Below are 23429 nucleotides of genomic sequence, written 5' to 3'. Positions count from 1 at the left end.
CGTGGATTGTAGAAGCTTATACAACGCCTAACCGGTTAGATCAAAAAAATGCTGCAGGATACTTCAGCTCCCCCAGAAGCTGCTCAAGCGCTCCTTCGCTCAGCTCGCAAACCTGAAATACCTCCGCAGGCACAGGGAATTGCAGCAGCTCCAGCCCGTGCACGCCAGCAGGCACAAAACCGAACCGGGGATAGTACGACGGATGTCCAATCAGCAAAATAGCGCCGAATCCCAGGCTTGCCGCACGTCTTTTCCCCTCCTCAATCAACAGCCCGCCGATGCCCTGCTTCTGATAATCCGGATGCACTGCAACCGGCGCCAGCACAATCACCGGATGCTCATGTGTTTCTCCCAGCACCTTGGCTCCGCTCAGCAGAATATGGCCGACCACCTTGCCTTTTTCCTCAGCCACAATAGACAGCTCCGGGATGAACTCTTCTGAAGCCCTGATCCGTTCCACCAGCTTCGCTTCATCCTCACGGTTCCCGAACGCCAGCTCATTCAGCCGGAACACCTGCCCGTAATCCTCAGCCTTCTCGGTTCTAATCAGCATATATACTCCTCCTCAGTGTAGCCCTTTATATCCGTCAGATAGGCGGAGACCCGCTTGGCGTACAGGATTTTGTTAACCTGAACATACACTACCGGTGTCAAAATAAGCAGCACAAGCAGAATTCGCAGCACATTAGCAGCCCTTCCTCCTATCTGCCTCAACTGTAAACGCCTCCTTCTGCTAATGAACTGTTATCATCAGTTTTGCAAATTAAACCTGTTTTCAAAACGCGATTGCTGTCGTAAAATAGTTGAAAAGCTTTAGGAGCAAAAAGGATACGGAGGGCCGGGACGATGCCAAAGCCGCTTGTCAAAAACATTGATTTTTTTGTTGCCGCCATGTCACAGACCTTTGTGTCCGCACTGCAGCTTGACCCTGACGGGATGTATTCCCAGGTCGGCTACGGCATAATTGAAAAATTCTCCGAGGATTATGTACGGGTCAAACGCTTTGACGGCACGGTGTCGCATTATGACCGGGGAATAACCAAATTTCAGCATAACCGGGCATAGAACTTAAATATTACTATTTCTCTGGCTGAGTTGAATCCCCTGCTTTTTCCACAGGAAGAAGAGATTCAGGCGCTGATGGATCAGATGAAGAAGAACCAATCCTCCAATCGGCAAAAAAAAAGCGGACGCACGCTCAGCATGCATCCGCTTTTTTTGGGTTGTTTATGCACTGCCGCCCCGCCCTACGTCTGCAGCTGCTTCAATTCGCAGAAGGCTCCTTTGCGGCTCATCAGCTCTTCAAAATTCCCGACCTCGGCAGCCTGCCCGTCCTTCATCACCACAATCCGCATCGCGGATGGTCGAGAGCCTGTAAGCGACGACGATAATGGTGGTCCGTCCGCGTCGCAGCAGCTGCAGCAATTATTTCTCTCCTGCCGTATCCCAAATTCGCTGAAATTCCTCCAGCAGCCTCTCCCGCCCGATCTGTCCCCCGATATAAGCCTGCATCTGCACGCTCATCTGCGAGGTAGTCGCCTCATATCCGGGATAACGCTGCCACAGCCAGGGAAGCGTCCTCCCGGCGTCCATATAAGCGATGATATCCTCCGCAAGCGGCCCTAATCTGCCATCCGCAGCCGGAATGCTCTTAAGCGCAGGAATCAGCCTGGCCTCGTCCACGATAAATGTCCGGCCGGCGTCCGAGCTCGCCAGCCAGCGCAAAAACGCCTTGGCCTCCTCCTTCATTCGCGAATTCTTAAGCACAACCCAGTAATTCGCGACGCCAATCTGGAGCTTGTCCATCTCCTCCGCATTATCGTTCACCGGCATCGGCAGGAAGCCGATATCCAGATCCGGAGCCAGCTTGTCCAGCTGCAGCTGCGTCCAGCTTCCCTGCTGCATCATCGCCGCCTGCCCGTCCGCAAAATGCGCTATCTGGGTATAATAGTCCGTCTGCAGCGGCGTCTCCTGGCCGTACTCCAGGGTAAGGTCGATCAGATCGAGCCAGGCCTCAAACGTGGTGTTGCCGGTGAACTTGGCGCTGCCGCTGCTGACCCGTTCAATATAATCCTCCGGAGCGGGCTGCAGGGCAAAAGCGGTGTTCAGCAAATGATTGCCTAGCACCCACCACTCCGCGTAGCCGTTCTCGAACGGCCGGATGCCGGCCGCCTCCAGCCGCTGCGCCGCAGCCCGCAGTCCGCTCAGCGTCACCGGCTCGGATTCGATCCCCGCCTTGCGGAACAGATCCTTGTTGTAAATAAAACCCCAGCCTTCCATGGCCAGCGGCATCCCGTAGACCCGACCGTCCTTCGTAATGGCGGGTCTGGCCAGCTCCTGTATATCGCCCGCCCACGGCTCGCCGGTCAGATCCTCCAGATACTCCTGCCACAGGTCCAGGTCGGTAAAGCCGGCTACGAAGAACAGATCGGGCTTGTCGCCGGAATTAAACCTCGTCTTCAGCTCCGCGCTGTAATCGCAGCCCCCGCCGCAGGTATCAAGCTCGATCCGCACGCCCGTCTCCTCCTGGTACCGCCGCGTGAGCGCGCTCAGCTGCTCCGCCATTTCGACTTTGAAATTAAAAATCTTCAGAGTCCGCGCGGAATCGCCGGTTAAGGTTCTCGCCGTATCGTACTCTTCCACAACTCCGTTCTTCGCGCCGCACGCTGCAGCGGCCGCTGCAATGAGCAGGAGCGCTATAATGGTCAGTATTAACCGCTTGGACATCATCGCATCGCTATCCCTTCGTCAGCAAGATGGCATTATGTATGTCCAGTATAAACGCCATCCCCTCCGGGAAGAAACGAGAAATAAATTTCCAGCAGCAAACGGGGCTGTCTGCATTGGCAGCGTTCATCCGCAGGGCAGACAACAAAAAAAAGGGCCAACGGCGCTCATGTCTCCCGGACACAAGCCGGCACGTTGCCCCATCGGCATAAGTATGCCGACTCCCCTCTATCTCGGCCAGCGTTCTTCCTTCTGCGCCAGCGGCCCGTACGGCTGATGCGGCTCCGTCTGATACCAGTACGCGACCGAGGCCACATCGTCCTGACGTTCGAACAAGCCTTTTTTATAGACTCCGATCTGCTGAATGGTCACTTTAAGGTCCTCATGAAACCGGATCGGGTCCAGAATATGCCACCGGTAGAACCCGCGCATTGGCGGGGCGTCGTCGTTATGGTACAGGTTGTGGACGTCCTCGTCATGGCTGGAGTAATACGGATACCCCATGTAAGGCGTGCAGTAGGTGTTCTCTACCGTCTTTCCGCCCCTTTGCGTCGCAAAGCTCCAGGCGCCCCCGAAATAATCCTCCGTCCCCGTACCGCAGATCGTCGGATATTCGTCGTCCCCGTCGATGTACATCTTGATCTCGCCCTCTCCCCACCAGTACCGTTCCAGCGTGGTAAGCGCCATATAGGTTCCTACATACTGTCCGCGGCCCTTCACGTTGTCCAGAATGACGTAATCCTCCGCCTTGTCCGTGATCCGCTGCCGTCTCCACTGGGCGTGGAAATAGGCCGTCTGCTCAGGCAGCTCATCGTGCAGGCAGTAATCGATCTGATAAAAAAGCGCCGGAATCGCCGCTTCATGCTGATTCTCGATTTCGATTCTCGCTTTGCGCCGGAACGGCATCGGGAAGTAGCAGTTAAAGCCCCGTGTCGGATTCACGACGACCGCTTGGGAATTGACGGTGCAGCCTCTCCCGAAGCCGTTGCAGAAGAAATCCCCGAGCGGGCTTTCGACGGAAGGCTCGGTCTCCTCATCCCAGTACATGCGCAGTACAAGGTCCCTTAATACAAAAGTGCCCGCTTCGGTTTGGTCGGTGACGGTGATCCAGATATGCTCGATGATCCCGGGACCGTCGATATCGGCCAGCACGGCGGTTGCGCCCGGCGCCACGTCCCGGATACAGGGCGAGCCTTTGCGGGACGGTCCGAGGTGGCTGGCCGCCATGCCGCCTTTGCCTTTTTCCCCTTTCGGGTTCTCTGCGTTAACAGCCCGGCTCCGGCCGGATTTGATCAGGGGAAGCGCCGACAGCCCTCCCAAAAACGGATGTTCTACCATAATAGATATGCTCCTCTCGTAATCAGCTTATTTCAATAATGCCCCGTCTCAGAGCACCAGCCGCAATTGCTTTTATCCCCTTGCACAGTGCCTCATACCTGAAATCAGCCCTTAACTCCGCCGGCCATAATTCCCTCCATGATCTGTCTCTGGAAGATGGCCACGAAGAGGATAATCGGCAAAATAATGATCCAGCCCATCGCGCTGACCAGATCCCACGGCACGGCGTACATATTATCCCTTAGAGGCAGCTGCGTGATGGCTGTGGACAGCACCGAGATGCCATTGGAGTAGAACAGCGGCGTAAAGAAGTTGTTGAGGCAGGTAATAAAGTTAACGATACAAACAGTCGCAAGCGCCGGTCTGAGCAGCGGAACGGTAACGTAAATCAGCGACTGAAAAAAACCGCAGCCGTCGATCGCGGCTGACTCCTCGATGGAAACCGGAACATCGTTCAGATAGTTTTGCAGGATTAGAATCGTAAACGGAAGAATGCCGCTGATATATAGTATAATGAGTCCCGTATACGTATCGTACAGATGCACGCTGCGCATAAAATCGTACAGCGGCCGGGCCGTGACGACATCCGGAATAAGCATTGACGCCAGCAGGAAGCCTATGGCGAGCGCAAGGCCCCGGGTACGGAACCGTGCGAAGCTGAAGGCGGCCATGACGGAAACGACCATCCCGATCAGGATGGACAACCCGACTATAATTGCGGTGTCCCATATTTTGGGAAGCAGCCCGACGTTTTCGATCAGATAACGGTAGCTCGCAAGCGTCGGATGGTCCGGCCAGTATTTGATCGGTGAGGAAAACAGCTCGCCGGACGGCGTGATGGAGGAAATAAAAATCCACCAGAGCGGAAACAGGATCAGGAAAGCGACGATCAGGGCCAGTCCCCACATGAACAGGGTCAACGGCAGCGGTCTCGGATTTTGGTTCGTCATCGTACATCGCTCCTTAGTAATCTACGCGTTTGGCCGCGGACATGCTGAGCCAGCTCAGCAGAGCCATAACCAGGAACAGCACGACCGCGATCGAAGCGGCGTAGCCGGTATTGAGATTGGTAAACGCCTCGGTCGTTACCCGGTAGGCGATCAGCGCAGTGCTTTCCCCGGGTCCCCCGCTTGTCATCGCATATACGATATCAAAGGAGGTGATCCGCCACATCGTGAAGAATATGCTCAGCACCAGAATATTGCGGGACAACATCGGCAGCGTAATGCTGAAGAACGACCGGATCGGACCGGCGCCGTCAATCTTGGCCGCTTCGTACATTTCCGCAGAAATGAACTGCAGCCCCGCCAGCACCAGAATCGCGAAGAACGGAAGGTCTTTCCACAGGTCGACGGCAATGACGGCAAAACGCGCCGTATTGGTGTGGATCAGCCAATCGAGATTAAAATTAGGATTAAACCACCGGACAAAGTCGTTAATGAGACCGTAATCGTTGTTGAATGCCCACTTGGACGCCATAGCAATGACAACCATCGGCATGGCCCAGGGAAGCAGCACGATGGTCCGGAGTATTTTTTGCCCTGCGAACTTCATATTCAGAATCAGCGCCAGCGCAATGCCAAGCACGATATGTCCGAGCATGGAGCCGACGACAAAAATGACGGTGAATCCCATGGATGTGATGACTTTGGAATCCTGAAACAGTTGAATAAAATTATCGAAACCGACAAACTCGCGGATGCCCTGCAGCAGCTTGACTTCATACAAACTGATGCGGAACGTTTCGATAATGGGATAAATGGTTGTGAATACCCGGATGATCAGCGCCGGCAGCACAAGAATCCAGGCTATCGCCAAATATTTTCGGTTGGCGTACATGCGAGAACGCTCCTTTCCTGCGGCATAGCCGCCGGCGGACAAGGGACGGGGCTCAGGAGCACCGTCCGCCTGATCCCCCGTTTCGGCGAAACCTTTACGGTTGGATGTGGATCATGGATGATTTACCGGTAGCGCTCAACCGCTTCCTGCGCTTTTGCGCAGAATTCATCCAAAGTAATTTTGTCCTGGATATAGTTCTGGAACAGCGTGCCCATTTCGGAGATGAACTCCATCGTCTGCGGCAGCATCGGACGGCCGCGCACCTCGTTGGTAGCCTGAATCTCGGTATAAATCTCCTTGATGTCGCCGGTCACCGCTTCATTGGCCGCAACATCGGCTCTGGCCGGATAACGGTCGAAGTTCTTCCAGCCGTTCAGCTCGCCGTCCTCACTGGCTGCGTATTTAAGGAACTTGATCGCCGCCTCTTTGTTTTTGGAGGCCGAATTCAGAACATAGCTCCAGGAGTCGGTAAAGATGCTGCGATTCGCGAATTCCGGCATATTGACCATATGGATCTGGTCCGGACCGTAGCGGTTCGCCTGCTTATAGTCCGTTCCCGTTCCCCACATGAATACCGAGGCGTATTTGCCGTCGATAAATTTCTGGTTCATCTGCTCGTATTTATCCGCAATCTGATCGACCGGCGTTACCTTCCACGTATTGGCCATGTCGTACATAAACTTGACCGCCTCGCGGCTGTTCTCGTTGGTCCAGTCGTAGTAATCGCCTCCGAACAGATTGACGAAGGTTGCAATTTCATTGAAGACGTATGTCTTTTCCCAGGAGCCGCCGTAGCCGTACTGCCCGTCCTTGGTCGTAGCCTTCAGGAAATTCATAAAATCCTCTTTGTTCTCAATCGAGGTCATTCCGGCCGCATCCAGCTTCTTCTGGTCGACCCACAGTGCGAGATAGCCCGTATAGCTTGGCACGCCGAGCAGATCGCCTTTGGCGGAGGTGAGCATATCCTTCATATAGCCTTGCGGCAGCTGCTCCATAATATCCCCGGTCAGCACCGTGTCCTGCAGCGGCTCCAGCCAGCCGGCGTTCTTGAAGGAAGTGGCCATTTCATCGTTGACCTCCAGAATGTCCACGGAGCTGTCGCCGGAAGAAAGGATCGTAGAAACTTTCTGCTGGCGGGTGTCCGAATCGGTCGGCGCCGCGACCCAGTTGATTTTGACCCCACTTTTCTCCTGAGCTTCGTCCAGCCAGGCCTGGAAATTGGGGTTCGTGGACTGAATGGTATATAGCGTAATCTCATCCTTGCCGCCGGACCCCGCTGTGTCAGTAGGATTCGCGGCGCTCCCGGCGTTGGTGCCGCCGCCCGAGCACCCTGCGGCCAGCACCGCCAGCGATAACGAGCCTGCCATAAAGAAGGACGACCATTTTTTCATACCATAACCTCCCTTTGTGTTTGCGTGTAAGCGCTTTACGAACTCAGTATACTAAGCGCACCGGGAGGGCGAATACAGCCGGAGTTGACCAAAAATGTGTAAGATTGTGACCTCCCTTTCTTTTTTACCCTTCGGTCAGGAAGCCTATTGACCCCGCCTCGGAAGCGGTGCTAGACTGTTAACCAATTCGAAGAACGGAGGGGACCGATCATGAGATACCGGAGCTTTCGGAGCAGCATCCGCTACAAGCTGAGCGTCTTTCTGATGGCCGCCATTCTCCTGCCGATCGCGGCCTCGATCCTGATTTCCTATTTTTATACCAAACACTCTTTAAAGGAAGACGCTATCCGCGAAAATTCCAATACAATCCGCCAGGGAGCTACCAGTCTGATAGGACAGCTGAACGGGATGAACAACATCTCCCTTCATGCGTATAACAACATTCGGATGACGAACAGCCTGTATAACATTTTGGTTCAGGGCCGGAGCGATTTTATGATCGAGAACAACATTTATTCCGGGCTGCATGCCATTGAGCAATCCGCGAAGGACATACAGCAGGTTTACCTTTATTCCGATCTGGCGGACCAATCGTGGCTGCTTATCGACGGGTATCTCAAGCGGGGGCCTGGAGGCGAGGGATTAACGGGACATTTCGTACAGCCTCTCGACAAAAATGATCCCTTTCTGGAACCGCCTCACCCCTCCCACAACTACGGTATGGAGGAATTCCCGTTCAGTCCCTCCAACACTGTCTTTACGATTCACCGCCCGGTATACCGGGCCCCGCTCAAGGAGCGGATCGGCGTACTGTCGGTCGACTTCAAGCTGGACGGATTCAGCAGCATCATGAACATGCTCTACGACAAGGGTGAGGAGAATATTTATCTGCTGGACGACACCGGAACCGCCATCTACACTTCCAGAGAAGAAGAGATCGGCACCAAACCCGATTACGCCTGGCTGCGGCACGCCCGTTACAGCTTCGCCGGCGCCGGCTATTTCGACTGGAGCGGGGACGACGGCTTTAACGGCATCGTCGTGTTCGAGAAATTCGAGCTGATCGGCCGCATCTGGATTGTCGCCAAGCAGATTCCCGACAGCTACCTGTACAGTAACGCTTCGAGCGTACTGCGCATCAATATGCTCGTGCTGCTGACGTTTCTGTTCATTGCGATTGCCGCTGCGCTGATCGTCTCGGTAATGGTAACGGCCCCGATCAAGCGGCTGACCGAATCGATCCGCAAAATCAAGCTCGGAAAGCTCCAGTTCGACAGCCTGGAACGCAGCGACGAAGTCGGCGTGCTGGGGAGCGCGATCAAGAACATGGTCGATACGATCGATAATCTGATTATGCGGGAGCTGAGACTGGAGCTGGCCAACAAGGATAATCAGCTAAAAGCGCTTCAGGCGCAAATTAATCCGCATTTTATTTTTAATACGCTGCAGTCCATCGGCTCCGTCGCCCTGCATCACAAGGTACCCCGGATCTATGAGCTCACCTCTTCCCTGGGCCTCATGATGCGCTACAACATGAACACGGATGAGCCGGTAGTTCCGCTCTCCAAGGAGATCGCCCATGTGCAGGCTTACCTGGAACTGCAGCAGCAGCGGTTCAAGGACAGGCTCCGTTACAGCATTGAAATCGTCGGTGACCCCGATTTGAGCACCTCCGTTCCCAAAATGATTCTCCAGCCGATTGTCGAGAACTGCTTCAAGCACGGCTTTGAATCGGCGGAGCAGGCTGTAATCTCCATTTCGGTGGCGGATGGCGGCGGGATGCTCGGCATCACGGTCACCGACAATGGCCCAGGCATCACCCCGGAGCGCCTGCAGGAGCTGCAGCTGCGGATCACCCGCGGAAATCCGGGCGGCACGGAAGGCGGCAGCATCGGATTGATCAATGTCATCTCCCGGCTGCGCCTGTTCTATAACGATAAAGCAGCTGTAACGATCGGGCATGCGAAGCCTCGCGGCTTCTCCGTGCACCTCGGCATCCCCCTGACGGAAGGAGCGGTTCACCATGAAAGTGCTGATCGTGGATGATGAAGCCGACGTAAGAGATTCAATCCGGCTTCTTGTGGACTGGGAGAAGTATAACATTACGGACGTTTTGGAGGCTTGCGACGGGGAATCGGCCATGGCGCTGATCGAGCGCGAGCGGCCGGAAATCATCTTTACCGATATGAAAATGCCCAATGTGGACGGTATGGCGCTGCTCCAGTGGATCGAGGACAAGGCCCCATCCTCCAAACGGATCGTGATTAGCGGCTATGACGACTACGCTTATATCCGCAACACAATCAAGCACGGGGGGATGGACTACCTGCTGAAGCCGATCAGCCGCAGCGAGCTGCTCGAAGCGCTTGGCCATGCTGCAGCGGCCTGGCGCAAGGACGAGGAAGCGCGCAGCCTCAACATTCAAAAGGATGTGGAGATCAACAAAACGTTGCCCATGTACTGGGATAAAACGCTCTCAGCCCTAGTCTCCCGGCCCGGCTCCAATCCGGGAGCCGCGGACGAGCTGAGCGCTGCGTTCGGATGGTCCGCGGCGGCGGAATGTCGGATTGTCATGCTGCTGACTGATCCGCTTCCGCGCTCCGTGCTGGGCAAATTCGGGCGCAATCCCGACCTGCTGCATTTTCTGATGGGCAATATTTGCAACGAGGTGATCGGCTCGGCCCGCAGCGGCTATGCCTTTAAACATACGGATCCCAATTACGGGCTTGTCCTGCTGCTGACCGGGGAGCTCGGGCAGACGGACGCGAAGCTGAAAGCCATGAATGACTTCCTGTTCAAAGTGCTTGGGGCGCGTTTCCGCTTCGCCTGCAGTAGCAGGGTGTCCTTTCCGCAGGGCGTTCACACCGGCTTCCAGCAGACGCTCCAAACCGCCCGTGGCATCTCGTTCCTGGACGATTCGCCGTTGATTTATCATTTCGGCGAGCCCTCCTCCGCGCCGCCTGCCCCGAGAACCGTGCTGGCCGATTACGCCAGCCAGATCACGACGGCGGTCCACCGGGGGGAGGCCTCCCAAATCGGGCGTGCGGTGTCCAACTGGATTCAGGCAGTCGGACGGCTGCCTGCCGTCACCTGGGAGGACCTGAAATACTGGCGGTACGAATACGGGCTGCTGAGAACCCGGCTGCTTCAGGGCAAAGCGCCGGCTGCCGGCGAGCCTGTCCCTTCTTCATCTCCCGGGCTTTTTCCGCTGGATGAGAATGGTCGGTTATCTCTTGAAGAATGGCGGAGGGAATGGACGGAAGCCTTCGCGGACATCGCGGACATCCTGAAGGAATCCCGGCTGCAGGAGAACAACGCCATTTATGAAATTAAGCGGTATATCGACCTTCATTACATGGATAACCTCACACTGCAGGAAATAGCAGGCGAGTTTTTTCTAAGCCGCGAATATGTTTCCCGCCGCTTCAAGCAGGTGTTTAACGAGAACATCTCGGAATATCTGGAGCGGGTCCGCATCGATAACGCCAAGCTGCTGCTCGCCGGCGGACAGCATAAAATCTCCTCCGTCGCCGAGATGGTCGGCTATCAGGACGGGCGCTACTTCAGTAAAATCTTCAGCAAGTTGACGGGAATGACGCCAAGGGAGTGGCGTAAGGATACGGAAGCTTAGAGAGACCGGGGGCTTTGCCGCGACAGCTTTGCGGCGACGGGAGTAAGTGACGATTTGTCCCCCCCACCCCGGAATCGGGCATTCGGCCGCCAGGGTCCATTCCGGCAAGCCTTTTCTGTCCACCACTCTGCAAAGAGAGGTCTGTTGACGAAAAATATTTTCACTATTAAGATCATATTGTGATAATAAATTTCAACACTACGCACCCGTCAGTCTAATTAAATTCGTCCTAACACGGCGACGCAGGAGGAAATGAAAGATGACGACAGCTTCAGACAGAAAGATCATCGTAACGAACCGTCCCACCAGAGATCAGCTTGAGAAGATTTACGATATTTTGGATGAATGTTTTTCCGTAGGCCGGGCTTATTTTCAGGAAAGATTAGATCTAGACAGCACATATGATCCGGATACTACATGGTTTACGACAGTCGACGGCAAGATTACTGCCAATGTTCAAATCTTTCCGCTCTCTGTCAGAGTCGGCCAAGCGGTCTTGCAGACGGGTGCAATGGGCAGCGTCGCTGCAGATCCGAATTACCGCGGCATGGGACTTACTCACAAAATTCTTGCTGCACAAACGGACTATATGAGAGAAGCCGGTTATGATATAAGTTTACTTTTGGCCAGTAAGCACGCATTTTATGAGAAGGCCGGCTGGAGACTTGTTCCCGAGACTGCTTACGCTGTTGAGAAGCAGCCGGGTTGTGAGCAGCCGGACGGTTACGACATTATTCCTTTTGAGCCCCGTTATCTTGATGATATCCGCTCAATCTATGATCAATTTAATCTAAGCCGCACCTATACGGTAGTACGTAATGAAAACTACTGGAAGGATCTGATACACTGGCCGGAATGGAAAAAGGCTGACTGTCTGCTGCTTCAGCAAAATAATAAAATTGTAGCCTACGGCATTATTGAAAAAAAGGACACCGAACAGGTATTTATCAACGAATTCATCTATTTGGATGAAGCGGCGGACGGGGTAGAATACTTGTTTCATGAATGTTGCCGGCTCCGCCCGAAGGCCAAGCAAATCTTAGCGATGCTGCCGGAGGATCATAAGCTATATTCCTATTATCAGCAGCATCAGGCAGAGCCCGTTCCAATCCATATTGCGATGTGGAAAATGATCAACCTGTATTCTACGTTCCGCAAGCTTCAGCCTGAATTAGAGTATCGTCTTAACGGTAATGACTTGATGGCAGATGAAGAGCTGTTCATAGCGCTTCAATGCGGAGAGGAGCGGATCTGCCTTGATTACCGTCATAAGCGGCTTTCCGTTTCCGAGGATATTCCTGCCGGTTCCTATGTTTCGATAGAAGTGGATGAACGTAATCTGATCACTTATATGATATTCGGCTACCCTGCGGAAGGCACAGTTGAAGAAGCTGCTGAACATGCCGATATTTTGCAAGCCCTGTTCCCGAAACAGCAAGCCGTGTTTTATTTGACTGACAAGTTTTAAACCGTTTCATTTTCAACCGGTGTTGCTTAAGGGCATAAAAAGGGGGTGTGCCGCAAGTCCAAAATTGCCGGACTTATGACACACCCTTCTTTTGCTTCATACCAGCAATTAATCGTTAATCATTTTTGATCTTCCAAGCAAAACAGCACCATAGGCTGCATTCTTAATAGGCAAGATTAGCTTTGTCTGCGGGTAGCTTTGGGCAAGCTTCCGCTCTAATGCTTCTTTTACAAAACGGGATTTTTGCAGCACGCTTCCGGCAATTGCAATCGGGCTTTCATATAATTTCAGCCTTTCAATAACAGGAACCACAAGCTCTAATAGACTAGCTGCACATTGCTCCGCAAGTTTTAGCGCCTCTGCATCCCCCAGCTCGCATGCTGCCGTCATAATCGGGGCGAGCTGTGCAATATCTTTTTTCGTTGTGTTTTTGTGATAGACAAAACCAATAACTTCTTGTACAGTGCCAAGTCCAAGCCGCTCGTATACCAGCGCTGGAATGATCGTATCCGCCATTCTTCCGTCCTCTGCCTGAACCAGTATGGACAAGAGATCGCGCCCGATGCAATAGCCGCTTCCCTCATCATCAATCAGATGACCAAAGCCTCCTGTGCGATGCTGCTCTCCCTTTTCATTAACCCCGAAGCAAATGGAACCTGTACCGGCAATGAGAATAATGCCTCGCATCGCATTTTGCGCTCCATATAACGCTGTTTCCTGATCACCGGTAATCGTTAAAGGCCCTATGTAACCATTATCTCTCACCTGCTTCTCCAAAAAACGGGCTACTACCGGATTGCTTACTCCTGCCGCTCCTATACATACATGAATAACTTCCTCTAAATGGGTGCAGCAGAGCTTCGTCCGATTAAAAATCTCCTCAAAAGAGGCTGCAATAGCCTCGGCGTCACCGCCGTTATAATTAATAGGCCCTACAGTAAAGGTTAGTAAAATCTCTTCAGTATCGCCATGTGCAACAGTAACGGCTGTCTTGGTGCCGCCCCCGTCAATTCCAACAATAAACGCCATACTTATGTCCCCCTAAAGCTGAATCGTAATGCTGGCAGCCGGTGTTACCTCACCATTCAGGATGGGAATAAGGGCTTTGAATGCCTCCGGGGTATATTCAAATGCCGCAATGCCGCAGAACTCACCTTCGATTAATGACAAATCATAAGGCCGGCCTAATGTAATCGCCGTTACTTTACAGTCTGCTGCCAAAAGCTTCTGTACAAGCGCCAGCTGACCTGTATTTTCACGCGCATTGAACAGCCCGATTATAACATGCTTGTAGCCTTCAGCCTTTTGCAGCACAGCGTTCATTTGCTCCTCGCTCGGATCAATGCTGATCATCTCATACGCTGCATCAAAATACTCCCCCATATACTGGGGAAAACTAAGCTCTTGATTCACGCTGCTGGAGGCAAGATCGGTCCGGTAGGAATGGGAGCCCATAAATAATACCTGCTTATTACCTGCTTGAACAGGCTCAATTTCACCTTTAATACGGCAAATGGTTTCCGTACGCATCAGCTCATTCGCCCGGCGGTGAACCCCGCAGCCAACCACTCCGTAATCAGGCTCCTCAATAACCGCATACCGGGCTTTATAGGCTAAAATTTTGGCCACAGCCGCATCAATAACCGCTTCACCCAAATCACCGGCCCCCACAGCCTCTTCTATTAAATGAACCGCTTCTTTAACCGCTGCAGGCGTGTGACTGATGAACACCAGATCAATACCTGCTTTAATGGCTTCCAATGCACCTTTTGCCGTCCCGTAATAACGTTTAATCGCATCCATTTCCAGACAATCGGATACAATCAGTCCGTTAAATCCCAATTTCTCTTTGAGCAGCTCTGTAATAATCGTATAAGACATCGTTCCCGGCACACCGGACTTTTCGATTTGCGGGAATAAAATATGTGCGCTCATGATGGCCTGGGCACCCTGCCCGATTGCGGCCATAAACGGCAGCAGTTCAAGCTGCTCTAATTCCTCAACCGTTTTATTAATTACAGGCAAGCCAATATGCGAATCGACATTGGTATCTCCATGACCCGGAAAATGCTTCAGCGAGGACATTACACCTCCATCGAGCAAGCCCTTCATCATTTGAATCCCGTACTGCGCTACTGTCTCAGCAGAATCCCCGTAAGAGCGAACATTGATCACCGGATTCAAAGCATTATTGGTCACGTCCATCACAGGCGCAAGATTGAAATTAATACCTAATGCTTTTAATTCCCTGGCGGTTATTCTGCCTGCTGCATAAGCATTTTCAGGGCGTCCTGAAGAGGCAATCGCCATGGCTCCCGCTACATTCGTCGCGTCCTTGGGCATTCGGGTAACCCGGCCGCCCTCCTGGTCAATCGTAATAAAGCCCGGGATGCCTGTATGTGCGGTGAACCATTGCTGCAGCTCTGTTACAAGCCCGCCTAATTGATATTTATTACTGATATTATGTGAGAATAAAATAATATTGCCGACTTTATACTGCTCAATGACTTCCTTCAGTTCGGGGGATATCTCCGTTGACGGGAAGCCTGTTACGAACATTTGCCCGATTTTTTCGCGTAAGCTCATTTGTTCTATCGTTTTCATCCATTGCTCACCATCCGCTAGTGATATAAATGATACTGCTGTTTCATAACTGCAAATTGCCTGCTTTCCTCTTCAAACTGTTCCAGCAGCTGCTTTGCCTGAATCTCTTCCGTACGATAGATGCTGTTTCCGCCCAGCAAATCAATAAACGGGCGTGAGCCCTCCTTCACAGGGGGCAGAAATGCGAATTGCTCATACAAATCTCTTATCGTAAATAATAAGGTTACGCCAACTTCTAACGGCTTCATCACTTGAGGATCTGTAATATATATTTGTACTCCGCCGCATAGCTCCCCTGAATGCTTGGATGACGTTGGCTTGAAATGAACAGGACGGAAGTAAACCCCTGGAATTCGTCTGGCGTTCATCTCCTCTGCCAGCTGCTGTGCCTGAATGAAGGGGGCCCCGATCATTTCAAAGGGGAACGTTGTACCCCGTCCTTCGGAGCAGTTAGTGCCTTCAAATAAACATGTGCCTGTATATAACAAAGCTGTTTCATACCGGGGGATTCCAAGTGAAGGATGAATCCAGGTCAGAGCGGTATCCGGGAAGGACATACTCCGTTCCCAGCCCTCCAGACGCACGATATGAAGGGACGTCTTCCAGTTCATTTGATCATTTGCCATCACGGCTACTTCACCTGCTGTCAGGCCATACCGGACAGCCAGCTCATAATTCCCGACAAACGATCTGAATTCAGGCTTTAATATATTCCCTTCCACATTTACTCCGTTCAGCGGATTTACACGATCAAGTACAACAAACTCCACGCCGGCCTGAGCACAATCCTCAAGGGCATACAGCATCGTATATATGAAGGTATAATACCGCACACCAATATCCTGGATATCATACACAAGGATATCTACTTTATCCAGCATTTCCTTTGTTAAACGTTTGGAATCTTTCCGGTACAGGCTGTAGACCGGAACGTTGGTATAAGGGTCCGTATACGTCTCTACTAATGCTCCTGCGTCCAAATCTCCGCGGACACCGTGTTCGGGCGAGAACATTGCAGTAAGATTACAATGTTCATGCAATATCGTAATGGTTGATCTAAAGTCTTTGGTGAGCCCTGTCGGCGCCGTAATTAACCCCACACGCTTGCCTTCAAACAGATGAAGATACTTTGCAATAGAGTCGATCCCGTTTAACACCATGCTACGCAAGACCCGGCTGTCTGATCTTCATCGTCTCAGCAGGCACCATGAAGGCTTCGGCATACGTTTTTCTTGCTTCACAGCCCCGGACAACCGCCAATGCTTTATAGTAATCCATATATTTAAAAGATTTGCTGTTCGTCACAAACCAATGCCGGCTTAGAGCCTCAATCCATAAATCATAGGCCGCCTGATCAAAATCCACATATACATATGGGACAAAGTCCACGGCATCTTCCCAGTTTTCCGAATAGTACAGCTTGGCTGCAAAGTGGGCGGGAAGCTCACGCTCAAAGGAGGACAGGCTTGCAAAGAACCTTGCATCGCCCACGATATGATGGGTCAGTGCATGATCCTTGTGCATGCTGTTTTTCCAATGGGTTATGATAATGTCGGGCTTCACGCGCCGGATTACATCGCAGACTTCCATACGAATCTGCTGATGGTCAGGCAGCTCTCCGTCACAATAATCAAATACAACAGCCTCACCGCCCAGCATACCAGCAAAACTTTCCGCCTCTTTCACTTTTTGCTGACGGTACTCGTTCATATCCTGCCCGGCCGGCACGCCTCTTTCACCTGGAGTTAAAGCCAGTGTTACAATACGGTCTCCCTTCAAGCTATGGCTGGCCAGCACACCGCCGGATGCCAATTCCACATCGCCGACATGCGCGCCAATAGCTAAGACTGTCAACGTTCCGCTCATCCTTATAGCTCCCTCCGCAATATGGAAAATTGTTTTTCAACATGAAATCCTGCTTTTTGATAGATTCGAAGAGCCGGGTTATTACTGCCAGTAAATAAAGAGATATATTGACAGCCCGCATTTTGAAAAGCTTCGACCATCCGGAAAAACAATACACTGCCGAGACCATGCCCCTCATACTCCGGGTGCACCCCGATTCCGCAAAAAAAGGCCCGGCCATCCGGCTCTAAAATAATGGGACCTGCAAAACCAACAACCTCATCGCCATACACAGCCGCCACAAGAGGTTCGCCATCCCTCACATAAGCCACTACATCCTTTTCCCACTGCGGATTCTGCAGGGCAGCAAGCATGGATTCAAGCCCTTTATGAACGGCGGGGGCATAAAGAGCAACCCGATAGCCTTCCCGGTTTGCTTTTCTTTCTTTGCCTGCAATATCTTCAGGAATACTGAAATTTCCCAGCCTCAAGTACATACCGCATTGTGTCGCCCGGTCTACATACCCTCTGGCGATTAAAGCAGCATATAATGGCTGGTCCTTACTAATGCCCGGGGCATTATTGTGTTCATGCTGCGGCGCACTTGGAATATTCCATTTCAGCTTCACAGGGTTAAAAAACAATACTTCCGCCTGTCTTTTCCCAAGCTGGCGGAATCTTGCTTCCATACGCCGTACAAAAGCGTCGTACAGTTCCATAGAAGCAGCCTCGGAATCCATAATAACGCACGTAATATAACCGGCCACATCGCCAAGCGGGAGATTCTCCCCGCTGCAGCCGGCTGCAAAACCAGCCACGCCTTTTTCATTGCAGCCTACCCATATACACTCCGCATCGAAATAAGTATGATTGATGAAGGTGTCCTGAAATTCCCGTTCGGTAAACGGCTTGTAATCATATCGGGTAGCCTGCCGGTTCCAGAGTGCCACAACTGCAGAAAGATCTTCCATGGAGAAGGGTCTGATTTGCATTATTCAAACCTCCCAGGCTGTGCCCGACATCAGGCCGACCAGGTAAGTTACATCGACTTTCGACGAGCTGCCCATTACCCTTTCACCGCTCCGACCGCTACCCCTTCAAGGAAATACTTTTGCAGGCTGAAGAACAAAATAAACATCGGAACGGCAGAAATGGTTGCACCGGCCATCATAGGCGCAAAGTAAGTTGTATTGGCAAAGCGGAAGTTTTTGAGGCCCACCTGAATCGTCTGCATGTCCATCGTATTGGTGACCAGAAACGGCCAGAAGAAGTCATTCCATGCTGCCATAAACGTCAGAATCGCCAGTACTGCCATAACGGTTTTGGATAAAGGCATAATGATATGCCAAAAGATTTTAGGTTGAGAGCAACCCTCGATTTTCGCAGCCTCAATAATTTCAACCGGAATGGAAGACATGAACTGCTTAACCAGGAATATGTTATACACGGTCACTAAGCTTGGCATAATTAATGCTGTATACGTATTTTGCAATTCAAAAACATTTACGATCAATATATATAGCGGAACCTGTGTTACTTGTGTAGGGATCATCATAGACCCCAGCAGAATAGCAAACAAAATACCTTTTCCTTTAAATCTCATTTTGGCAAAAGCATATCCTGCCAGCGTAGCGAAAAATACGTTAGACACCGTAATACAGGCTGCTACGATAAAGGAATTTATTAACCAATCCCAGGAATGGGAGCTGAAGTTAAAGAAGAATTTATAAGACTCAAAAGAAATTTTCGACGGGAGGATCGAATAGCTCATTGCACCGGCTTCCACCGGATCGCCGAACGAGGAAATGATCATAAAGTATATCGGGAAAATGGTCGCTGCGGCAAACAGGAGAAGGCACGTAATGATCAGACCATTACGGGCGAACAGAGACCCATTGCTTTTTATGTTATTGTTATACAAACCCATAGGTTTCTGCCCCTTTCCTAGTATTCTATGTCTTTACCTAAAAACTTAAATTGAACGAATGAGATCAAAGCAATAACCGCTGCCAGAAGTAAGGACTGGGCCGCCGCCTCACCAAATTCGAAATATGTGAACGCATTGTTAAAAATCAACAATCCCACCATGGTTGTTGCATGGTCTGGTCCGCCGCCGGTCATCAGATACGCATTCTGGAACACCTGGAAGGAACCGATGACCCCTGTAACCAGCAGGAATAGCGTTGTTGGCTTAAGGAAAGGGATGACGATAAACCACAGCTTTTGCAAAAAAGTTGCGCCGTCAATGTCTGCCGCTTCATAATAGCTGTTATCAATACTGAGCAAGGCCGCCAGGTAGATAATAATGGCTGTACCGTGACTCGACAACCAGGACATTAATACAAGTGAAAACATGGAAGTTGCGCTGGAACCAAGCCAGTTCTGATTATCGATACCAAAAAGGCCCACCAGCTGATTGGCAATACCCGATTTTAACGGATCGAAGATCCACAGCCATACAACAGCAAGAGATACACCTGATGCTACAGCCGGCAAATAATATACCGCTTTAAAGATCGACTGTGTTTTTTTCTTGAAAGGCATAATTAAAATAGCAATCAGAAATGACAGAAAAATATTAAACGGAACTGTTAACAGCGTATATACTAATGTATTTTTCAGTGCTTTCCAGAACAGTTCATCTGCAAAGGAATTAACAAAGTTCTCCAGACCTACGTAAGTGGACCCCAATGGACCATATTCCTGCAGGCTGATTATAAATGCATTGATTACCGGATAGGCGGTAAATAAAGAAAACGCAATAAGTGCTACTGCGATAAACGCGTATCCCCAACCAGAGTCACTTTCAAGCTTCAACTTTTTTCTTTTGGTCAACATTTGATTCATTGGGCCGCACCTCTCTTCTTCAAAAAAATACCAGCTGCTGACTACATTCAGAAGGAAAGCTGTACGTTCCAGTTACGTACAGCTTTCGCATGCCTTTCTAAGACAATCTAGTCAACTACAACACCATCTTCACCGAAGGATTTGACGGCAGCTGCTTTAACTGCATCGTACATCTCTTGCGGGGTAATTTCATCGGCAAGTAAGGCTTGCAGTTTAGGAATAATAACTTCTGTTTCAATTTTGATAGCTTCTGCAGCCAGATCTGTAGGAATATCTGTACGGGCCGGGAGCGCCTTGGCCATCATAGCTTCACCTGCAGCAACGTTATCTTCGTTACGAGGGAATTTTTCCAGTACTTCTGCCTTACGTCCGGACTCTGTAATAGGTGTTAAGAACAGCTCGTTACTATAGTTAGCAGCAATGGAACCGGAAGACAGGAAGTTCATCGCCAGGGCGATATTTTTGACATGTTCTTCTGAAGGTTCTTTTTTACCACGCAGTGCGATGTAACCATCTACTATGGAAGTAGGAATATAATCGGCACCGTTGAAGGTTGGGACTGGAAGCGAAATGTAATCCACTTCAATAGAATTTGCAACAGCCGAACCATCGTTCGCTTTAATCTTCTCATTGTTCAGACGGGCGGAGTTTTCAAATGCAGATAAACCTTTACCAGTGATCATCGTCTGACCGGTCAGGAACATATTCCAGCGTTTGCCGGCATCGATGGAACTCAACTCTTTAGGCATAGAACCATCGTCGATCATTTCACGGATAGCTGTCAGCAGACCCAGGAATTTTTTGCTTGTATATGTGTATTTCAGGTCATTATCGAAGTAATCCGGCAGACCTGCCGTTTTAGCAAGGATAGCCAGATAATCTTTAGAGGCCACACCGGATGTGGCGAACACGAAACCGTAACGGGTAGTTTCACCGCTATCATTTTTCACTACGCCTTTTGAGATGGCATCCCGGAACTCATCATAGGTCCAGCCGTTTTGCTGAATACTTTTCCAATCAATCCCGGCTTCTTCAAGGAATTGTTTGTTCCCACCAATAGTGTGGATTTCCATATATGCCGGCAGGCCGTATTGAGCGTCACCTAATTGAAAATATTTCATTGGAACTTCATCATAATCCGCCTTTATTTCATCAGATAGTACGGTGTTCAGGTCGATCAGTACACTCAGCGCTGCATATTTTGAAAGTCCGGATGCACCAATCCAGGCAATGTCGGGAGGGGAACCCGCATTTACTTGAGTATCAAGCTTTTGCGTCATATCTTCCCAGCTCGCCGGTTCGATTTTCAGAGTCAAATTAGGATGCAGTGTATTAAATTCTTGTTCCATATCTGCAAAACGTGCCTGGTAATTTGCCGAAACCGGTGGTAATAATGCGGTTATCGTATCTTTTTTCACACCGCCGCTGCTGTTGCCTGCACTTCCGGAGTTTCCGGAATCAGCAGTGTTATTTGCGTTTCCTCCACAAGCGGATAACAACGATACCATCATGATTGCTGACAAAAGCAGAGTGGATACACTTCTTTTTTTCATTGAGGCAGCCTCCTTAATTTTCAAAAGCATCCATCGTCTCATTTCACTTCTCGGTTATTAATTAAATGATAAGATTGCCTGTTTCAGTTGTCCGCCATTCGCATCAAGCGCCTCTCCTGCCGCCTTAGCATCTAACCCCGTTTTAATCATCATGATCGCCAGCTTACAATTCAATCCTGCTTTTTCAAGTGTTTCTGCGGCGGTTGAAGCGTCTACATCCGTAGTACTCATGATAATACGGATTGAACGATCCACCAGCTTAACGTTGCTCGCCTTTAAATCCACCATTAAGTTGTTATACGTTTTCCCTAACTTGACCATGGTGCATGTGGTCAGCATATTAAGCACCAGCTTTTGAGCGGTTCCTGCCTTTAACCGGGTCGAGCCGCTAATGACCTCCGGCCCCACAACAGGTGAAATACAAATATCTACAATAGGTTCAAACATCGAGTCTTTGTTATTGCACACACCGATCGTTGCTGCTCCCAGCTCTTTTGCCTTCGTTAAAGCTGCAATAACAAACTTTGCACTGCCGCTTGCCGAAATACCAATTAGGACATCTTTGTCTGTGACACCAATGCTTTCGATTAATGCGATCCCTTCATCAGCATCGTCTTCACAGCCTTCAACCGCATTTCGTAAAGCAATATCACCCCCAGCGATATACCCCTGTACCAGGGAGGGATCGGTACCAAAGGTAGGAGGACATTCGGAAGCATCCAAAACACCCAATCTTCCTGATGTGCCGGCCCCTATATACAACATTCTTCCACCAGCAGACAATCTGTGGTGCAGAACATCTACCGCCCTTGCAATCTGCGGAATTTCCTTAGCGATAGCCCCGGAGACCAGAGCATCTTGTTGATTCATTAACTGGACCATTTGTTCTGTGGTACATTCATCAATCAACAGGGTGTCTGGATTTACAGCCTCAGTTGTTAATCCCGCAAGATAGTCGTTCATAGTCATCCTCCTTCTTGTCAGCATAACCTAACAATTACTTTACAATAGATGTTAGAATATCATACATTTATTAATTTTTATACTAATATATATCCTACAAACCGTCAATAGATTTTGAAATAAATTTTTATAACAGAATTTTATTGCGGTTTTTTATTTCAAAGTCTTGTACAATCTGTTATATCACAATTATAAAGCGCTTACAATAAGAAGGTTTCAATTAAACATTTGACTAGTTAAAAGCATATGGTTTTGTTATGTAGATAATCTGACATAGCCGAAGAAAGCCGGGCATACTAAAATAAGCATTGATCGATGATCGACCAATGCTTCTCTGAATCCATTCTATGAGAGACTAATATCTGAGCTTTTTCTTCAAAATGTTATGGGTTTTGGTTAATGAGGATTTCACCTGTTCATATTCTGCACTTGCGACACCGGCAAATAAAATGTCAACAATCGTCAGCATAGCAATGCGCGAGCCCATAGCACCACTGCGGATGGTTATTTCAGGTGTAGATATACTAAGAACAATATCCGCCCGAACTGCAAGCTCACTTTTATTGTATCTCGTAATCGCAATACAAGTCGCTTTATTCTTCTGGGCAATGATCAGGGCATCAATAATATCACTGGTTGCCCCGGAGTTAGAAATGAAAATGGCAACATCTTCTTTCCCGAGTAAGGTTGCTGCAGTGAGCTGACTATGACCATCCGTATACGCATGACACATCTTGTTAATCCGTGAGAATTTCTGTTCCCCGTCCATACATACGATTCCTGAAGCCCCTATCCCAAAGAAAACAATTCTCTTACTGTGACACAGTACTTCTACCGCCCGTGCAATCTCTTTCCGGTCAACGACACTGAGTGTGTCCTCAATAGACTTGACGTTATTCAATGAAATATTTGAAATAATGGTTGAGAGATCATCACCAGGCTGAATATCTGTATACTGCGCCTTTGAATCCTCATCACGGGAACCCAAAGAAGCAGATATACTCACAATAAAATTGCGGTATCCGCTGTAGCCCATCGTTTTACAGAATCGCAGGACCGAAGCATCGCTCGTTTTACTCGATTGGGCCAATTCCTTAATGGATAAATGGGGGATCTCTTCCTTATTTTCCAGGATATAATCCCCGACCATCCGCTCAACCGGAGTAAAGCTTTCCCTCATTTCACGAATCTTGATTAATATATTGTCATTTAAACTCATAATC

At 50.1% G+C, this 23429-nt stretch carries 21 protein-coding genes; 4 read left to right on the top strand and 17 right to left on the bottom strand.

Going from position 1 to position 23429, the window contains the following annotated elements:
* Positions 1-40: 40 nt before the first annotated feature.
* Both M2108_RS07185 and M2108_RS07180 read right to left on the bottom strand, forming a co-directional pair.
* Positions 41-553 carry a GNAT family N-acetyltransferase gene (locus tag M2108_RS07185; protein WP_277468647.1) on the bottom strand — a complete coding sequence of 171 codons (513 nt, stop codon included), beginning with the start codon at positions 551-553 and terminating at the stop codon, positions 41-43.
* Complete coding sequence (locus tag M2108_RS07180; protein ID WP_277468648.1) at positions 547-714, bottom strand: hypothetical protein; 168 nt, start codon at positions 712-714, stop codon at positions 547-549. Before M2108_RS07180 ends, M2108_RS07185 begins: the two co-directional genes overlap by 7 nt.
* 132 nt (positions 715-846) lie before the next feature.
* Between M2108_RS07180 and M2108_RS07175 the strand changes: the two genes are divergently transcribed.
* A complete protein-coding gene (locus M2108_RS07175; RefSeq protein ID WP_090712840.1) occupies positions 847-1065 on the top strand; it encodes a hypothetical protein in 219 nt (72 codons plus the stop codon).
* Positions 1066-1425: 360 nt separating this feature from the next.
* Here the strand turns inward: M2108_RS07175 and M2108_RS07170 are convergent, their stop codons facing one another.
* The 5 genes from M2108_RS07170 to M2108_RS07150 form a co-directional block, all read right to left on the bottom strand.
* Positions 1426-2730: an ABC transporter substrate-binding protein gene (locus M2108_RS07170; RefSeq protein ID WP_280776945.1), complete on the bottom strand. Its 1305-nt coding sequence runs from the start codon at positions 2728-2730 to the stop codon at positions 1426-1428.
* Between the two features lie 225 nt (positions 2731-2955).
* On the bottom strand, positions 2956-4065 hold the full coding sequence (locus M2108_RS07165; protein WP_277468650.1) for a glycoside hydrolase family 172 protein: 1110 nt from the start codon (positions 4063-4065) through the stop codon (positions 2956-2958).
* A 104-nt stretch (positions 4066-4169) separates the two neighbouring features.
* Positions 4170-5015: a carbohydrate ABC transporter permease gene (locus M2108_RS07160; RefSeq protein WP_277468651.1), complete on the bottom strand. Its 846-nt coding sequence runs from the start codon at positions 5013-5015 to the stop codon at positions 4170-4172.
* 13 nt (positions 5016-5028) lie between these two features.
* Complete coding sequence (locus tag M2108_RS07155) at positions 5029-5904, bottom strand: carbohydrate ABC transporter permease (RefSeq protein WP_277468652.1); 876 nt, start codon at positions 5902-5904, stop codon at positions 5029-5031.
* 122 nt (positions 5905-6026) lie between these two features.
* Positions 6027-7295, bottom strand: a complete 1269-nt coding sequence (locus tag M2108_RS07150; protein WP_277468653.1) for an ABC transporter substrate-binding protein — start codon at positions 7293-7295, stop codon at positions 6027-6029.
* A gap of 210 nt (positions 7296-7505) precedes the next feature.
* On the opposite strand from M2108_RS07150, the gene M2108_RS07145 reads away from it, so the two are divergent.
* From M2108_RS07145 to M2108_RS07135, 3 genes are all read left to right on the top strand, one after another.
* Positions 7506-9341 (top strand): cache domain-containing sensor histidine kinase, encoded by a 1836-nt coding sequence (locus M2108_RS07145; RefSeq protein WP_277468654.1) that lies wholly within the window; start codon positions 7506-7508, stop codon positions 9339-9341.
* Positions 9319-10926: a response regulator transcription factor gene (locus M2108_RS07140; protein ID WP_277468655.1), complete on the top strand. Its 1608-nt coding sequence runs from the start codon at positions 9319-9321 to the stop codon at positions 10924-10926. The genes M2108_RS07145 and M2108_RS07140 overlap by 23 nt, the downstream gene beginning before the upstream one ends.
* Before the next feature lie 259 nt (positions 10927-11185).
* Entirely contained in the window at positions 11186-12394 is a 1209-nt protein-coding gene (locus M2108_RS07135) for a GNAT family N-acetyltransferase (protein WP_277468656.1), read from the top strand.
* Between the two features lie 108 nt (positions 12395-12502).
* Here M2108_RS07135 and M2108_RS07130 read toward each other — a convergent pair whose 3' ends face one another.
* From M2108_RS07130 to M2108_RS07085, 10 genes are all read right to left on the bottom strand, one after another.
* The gene (locus M2108_RS07130; protein ID WP_277468657.1) at positions 12503-13423 is read right to left on the bottom strand and encodes an N-acetylglucosamine kinase; all 921 of its coding nucleotides are present in this window, start codon (positions 13421-13423) and stop codon (positions 12503-12505) included.
* Between the two features lie 12 nt (positions 13424-13435).
* Complete coding sequence (locus M2108_RS07125; RefSeq protein ID WP_280776943.1) at positions 13436-14998, bottom strand: glycoside hydrolase family 3 protein; 1563 nt, start codon at positions 14996-14998, stop codon at positions 13436-13438.
* A 17-nt stretch (positions 14999-15015) separates the two neighbouring features.
* Positions 15016-16158: an exo-beta-N-acetylmuramidase NamZ family protein gene (locus tag M2108_RS07120; RefSeq protein ID WP_277468764.1), complete on the bottom strand. Its 1143-nt coding sequence runs from the start codon at positions 16156-16158 to the stop codon at positions 15016-15018.
* 1 nt (position 16159) lies between these two features.
* The gene (locus tag M2108_RS07115; protein WP_277468659.1) at positions 16160-16864 is read right to left on the bottom strand and encodes a PIG-L deacetylase family protein; all 705 of its coding nucleotides are present in this window, start codon (positions 16862-16864) and stop codon (positions 16160-16162) included.
* Between the two features lie 2 nt (positions 16865-16866).
* Positions 16867-17562, bottom strand: coding sequence for a GNAT family N-acetyltransferase (locus M2108_RS07110; RefSeq protein ID WP_348537398.1), 696 nt, complete (start codon positions 17560-17562; stop codon positions 16867-16869).
* Positions 17563-17909: 347 nt separating this feature from the next.
* Positions 17910-18770 carry a carbohydrate ABC transporter permease gene (locus M2108_RS07105; protein WP_090712869.1) on the bottom strand — a complete coding sequence of 287 codons (861 nt, stop codon included), beginning with the start codon at positions 18768-18770 and terminating at the stop codon, positions 17910-17912.
* Between the two features lie 17 nt (positions 18771-18787).
* The gene (locus tag M2108_RS07100; RefSeq protein WP_277468661.1) at positions 18788-19690 is read right to left on the bottom strand and encodes a carbohydrate ABC transporter permease; all 903 of its coding nucleotides are present in this window, start codon (positions 19688-19690) and stop codon (positions 18788-18790) included.
* 107 nt (positions 19691-19797) lie between these two features.
* A complete protein-coding gene (locus M2108_RS07095; RefSeq protein ID WP_277468662.1) occupies positions 19798-21243 on the bottom strand; it encodes an ABC transporter substrate-binding protein in 1446 nt (481 codons plus the stop codon).
* Between the two features lie 57 nt (positions 21244-21300).
* The gene (murQ, locus tag M2108_RS07090) at positions 21301-22206 is read right to left on the bottom strand and encodes an N-acetylmuramic acid 6-phosphate etherase (protein ID WP_277468663.1); all 906 of its coding nucleotides are present in this window, start codon (positions 22204-22206) and stop codon (positions 21301-21303) included.
* 355 nt (positions 22207-22561) lie between these two features.
* Positions 22562-23425, bottom strand: a complete 864-nt coding sequence (locus M2108_RS07085) for a MurR/RpiR family transcriptional regulator (RefSeq protein WP_277468664.1) — start codon at positions 23423-23425, stop codon at positions 22562-22564.
* Between the last annotated feature and the right edge of the window lie 4 nt (positions 23426-23429).

Origin of the sequence: Paenibacillus sp. PastM-3, from assembly GCF_029893965.1 — a bacterium.
Lineage (GTDB): Bacteria > Bacillota > Bacilli > Paenibacillales > Paenibacillaceae > Paenibacillus_AQ.
The sequence above is the reverse complement of the archived record's forward strand: the minus strand, read 5'-3'. Positions and strand labels throughout refer to the sequence as shown.

What these genes read in the sequence shown, in the direction of transcription:
- M2108_RS07185 (WP_277468647.1), bottom strand. Translation starts at nt 553, where the DNA reads ATGCTGATTAGAACCGAGAAGGCTGAGGATTACGGGCAGGTGTTCCGG.
- M2108_RS07175 (WP_090712840.1), top strand. Translation starts at nt 847, where the DNA reads ATGCCAAAGCCGCTTGTCAAAAACATTGATTTTTTTGTTGCCGCCATG.
- M2108_RS07170 (WP_280776945.1), bottom strand. Translation starts at nt 2,730, where the DNA reads ATGATGTCCAAGCGGTTAATACTGACCATTATAGCGCTCCTGCTCATT.
- M2108_RS07165 (WP_277468650.1), bottom strand. Translation starts at nt 4,065, where the DNA reads ATGGTAGAACATCCGTTTTTGGGAGGGCTGTCGGCGCTTCCCCTGATC.
- M2108_RS07160 (WP_277468651.1), bottom strand. Translation starts at nt 5,015, where the DNA reads ATGACGAACCAAAATCCGAGACCGCTGCCGTTGACCCTGTTCATGTGG.
- M2108_RS07155 (WP_277468652.1), bottom strand. Translation starts at nt 5,904, where the DNA reads ATGTACGCCAACCGAAAATATTTGGCGATAGCCTGGATTCTTGTGCTG.
- M2108_RS07150 (WP_277468653.1), bottom strand. Translation starts at nt 7,295, where the DNA reads ATGAAAAAATGGTCGTCCTTCTTTATGGCAGGCTCGTTATCGCTGGCG.
- M2108_RS07145 (WP_277468654.1), top strand. Translation starts at nt 7,506, where the DNA reads ATGAGATACCGGAGCTTTCGGAGCAGCATCCGCTACAAGCTGAGCGTC.
- M2108_RS07140 (WP_277468655.1), top strand. Translation starts at nt 9,319, where the DNA reads ATGAAAGTGCTGATCGTGGATGATGAAGCCGACGTAAGAGATTCAATC.
- M2108_RS07135 (WP_277468656.1), top strand. Translation starts at nt 11,186, where the DNA reads ATGACGACAGCTTCAGACAGAAAGATCATCGTAACGAACCGTCCCACC.
- M2108_RS07130 (WP_277468657.1), bottom strand. Translation starts at nt 13,423, where the DNA reads ATGGCGTTTATTGTTGGAATTGACGGGGGCGGCACCAAGACAGCCGTT.
- M2108_RS07125 (WP_280776943.1), bottom strand. Translation starts at nt 14,998, where the DNA reads ATGAAAACGATAGAACAAATGAGCTTACGCGAAAAAATCGGGCAAATG.
- M2108_RS07120 (WP_277468764.1), bottom strand. Translation starts at nt 16,158, where the DNA reads ATGGTGTTAAACGGGATCGACTCTATTGCAAAGTATCTTCATCTGTTT.
- M2108_RS07115 (WP_277468659.1), bottom strand. Translation starts at nt 16,864, where the DNA reads ATGAGCGGAACGTTGACAGTCTTAGCTATTGGCGCGCATGTCGGCGAT.
- M2108_RS07110 (WP_348537398.1), bottom strand. Translation starts at nt 17,562, where the DNA reads ATGGAACTGTACGACGCTTTTGTACGGCGTATGGAAGCAAGATTCCGC.
- M2108_RS07105 (WP_090712869.1), bottom strand. Translation starts at nt 18,770, where the DNA reads ATGGGTTTGTATAACAATAACATAAAAAGCAATGGGTCTCTGTTCGCC.
- M2108_RS07100 (WP_277468661.1), bottom strand. Translation starts at nt 19,690, where the DNA reads ATGAATCAAATGTTGACCAAAAGAAAAAAGTTGAAGCTTGAAAGTGAC.
- M2108_RS07095 (WP_277468662.1), bottom strand. Translation starts at nt 21,243, where the DNA reads ATGAAAAAAAGAAGTGTATCCACTCTGCTTTTGTCAGCAATCATGATG.
- murQ (WP_277468663.1), bottom strand. Translation starts at nt 22,206, where the DNA reads ATGAACGACTATCTTGCGGGATTAACAACTGAGGCTGTAAATCCAGAC.
- M2108_RS07085 (WP_277468664.1), bottom strand. Translation starts at nt 23,425, where the DNA reads ATGAGTTTAAATGACAATATATTAATCAAGATTCGTGAAATGAGGGAA.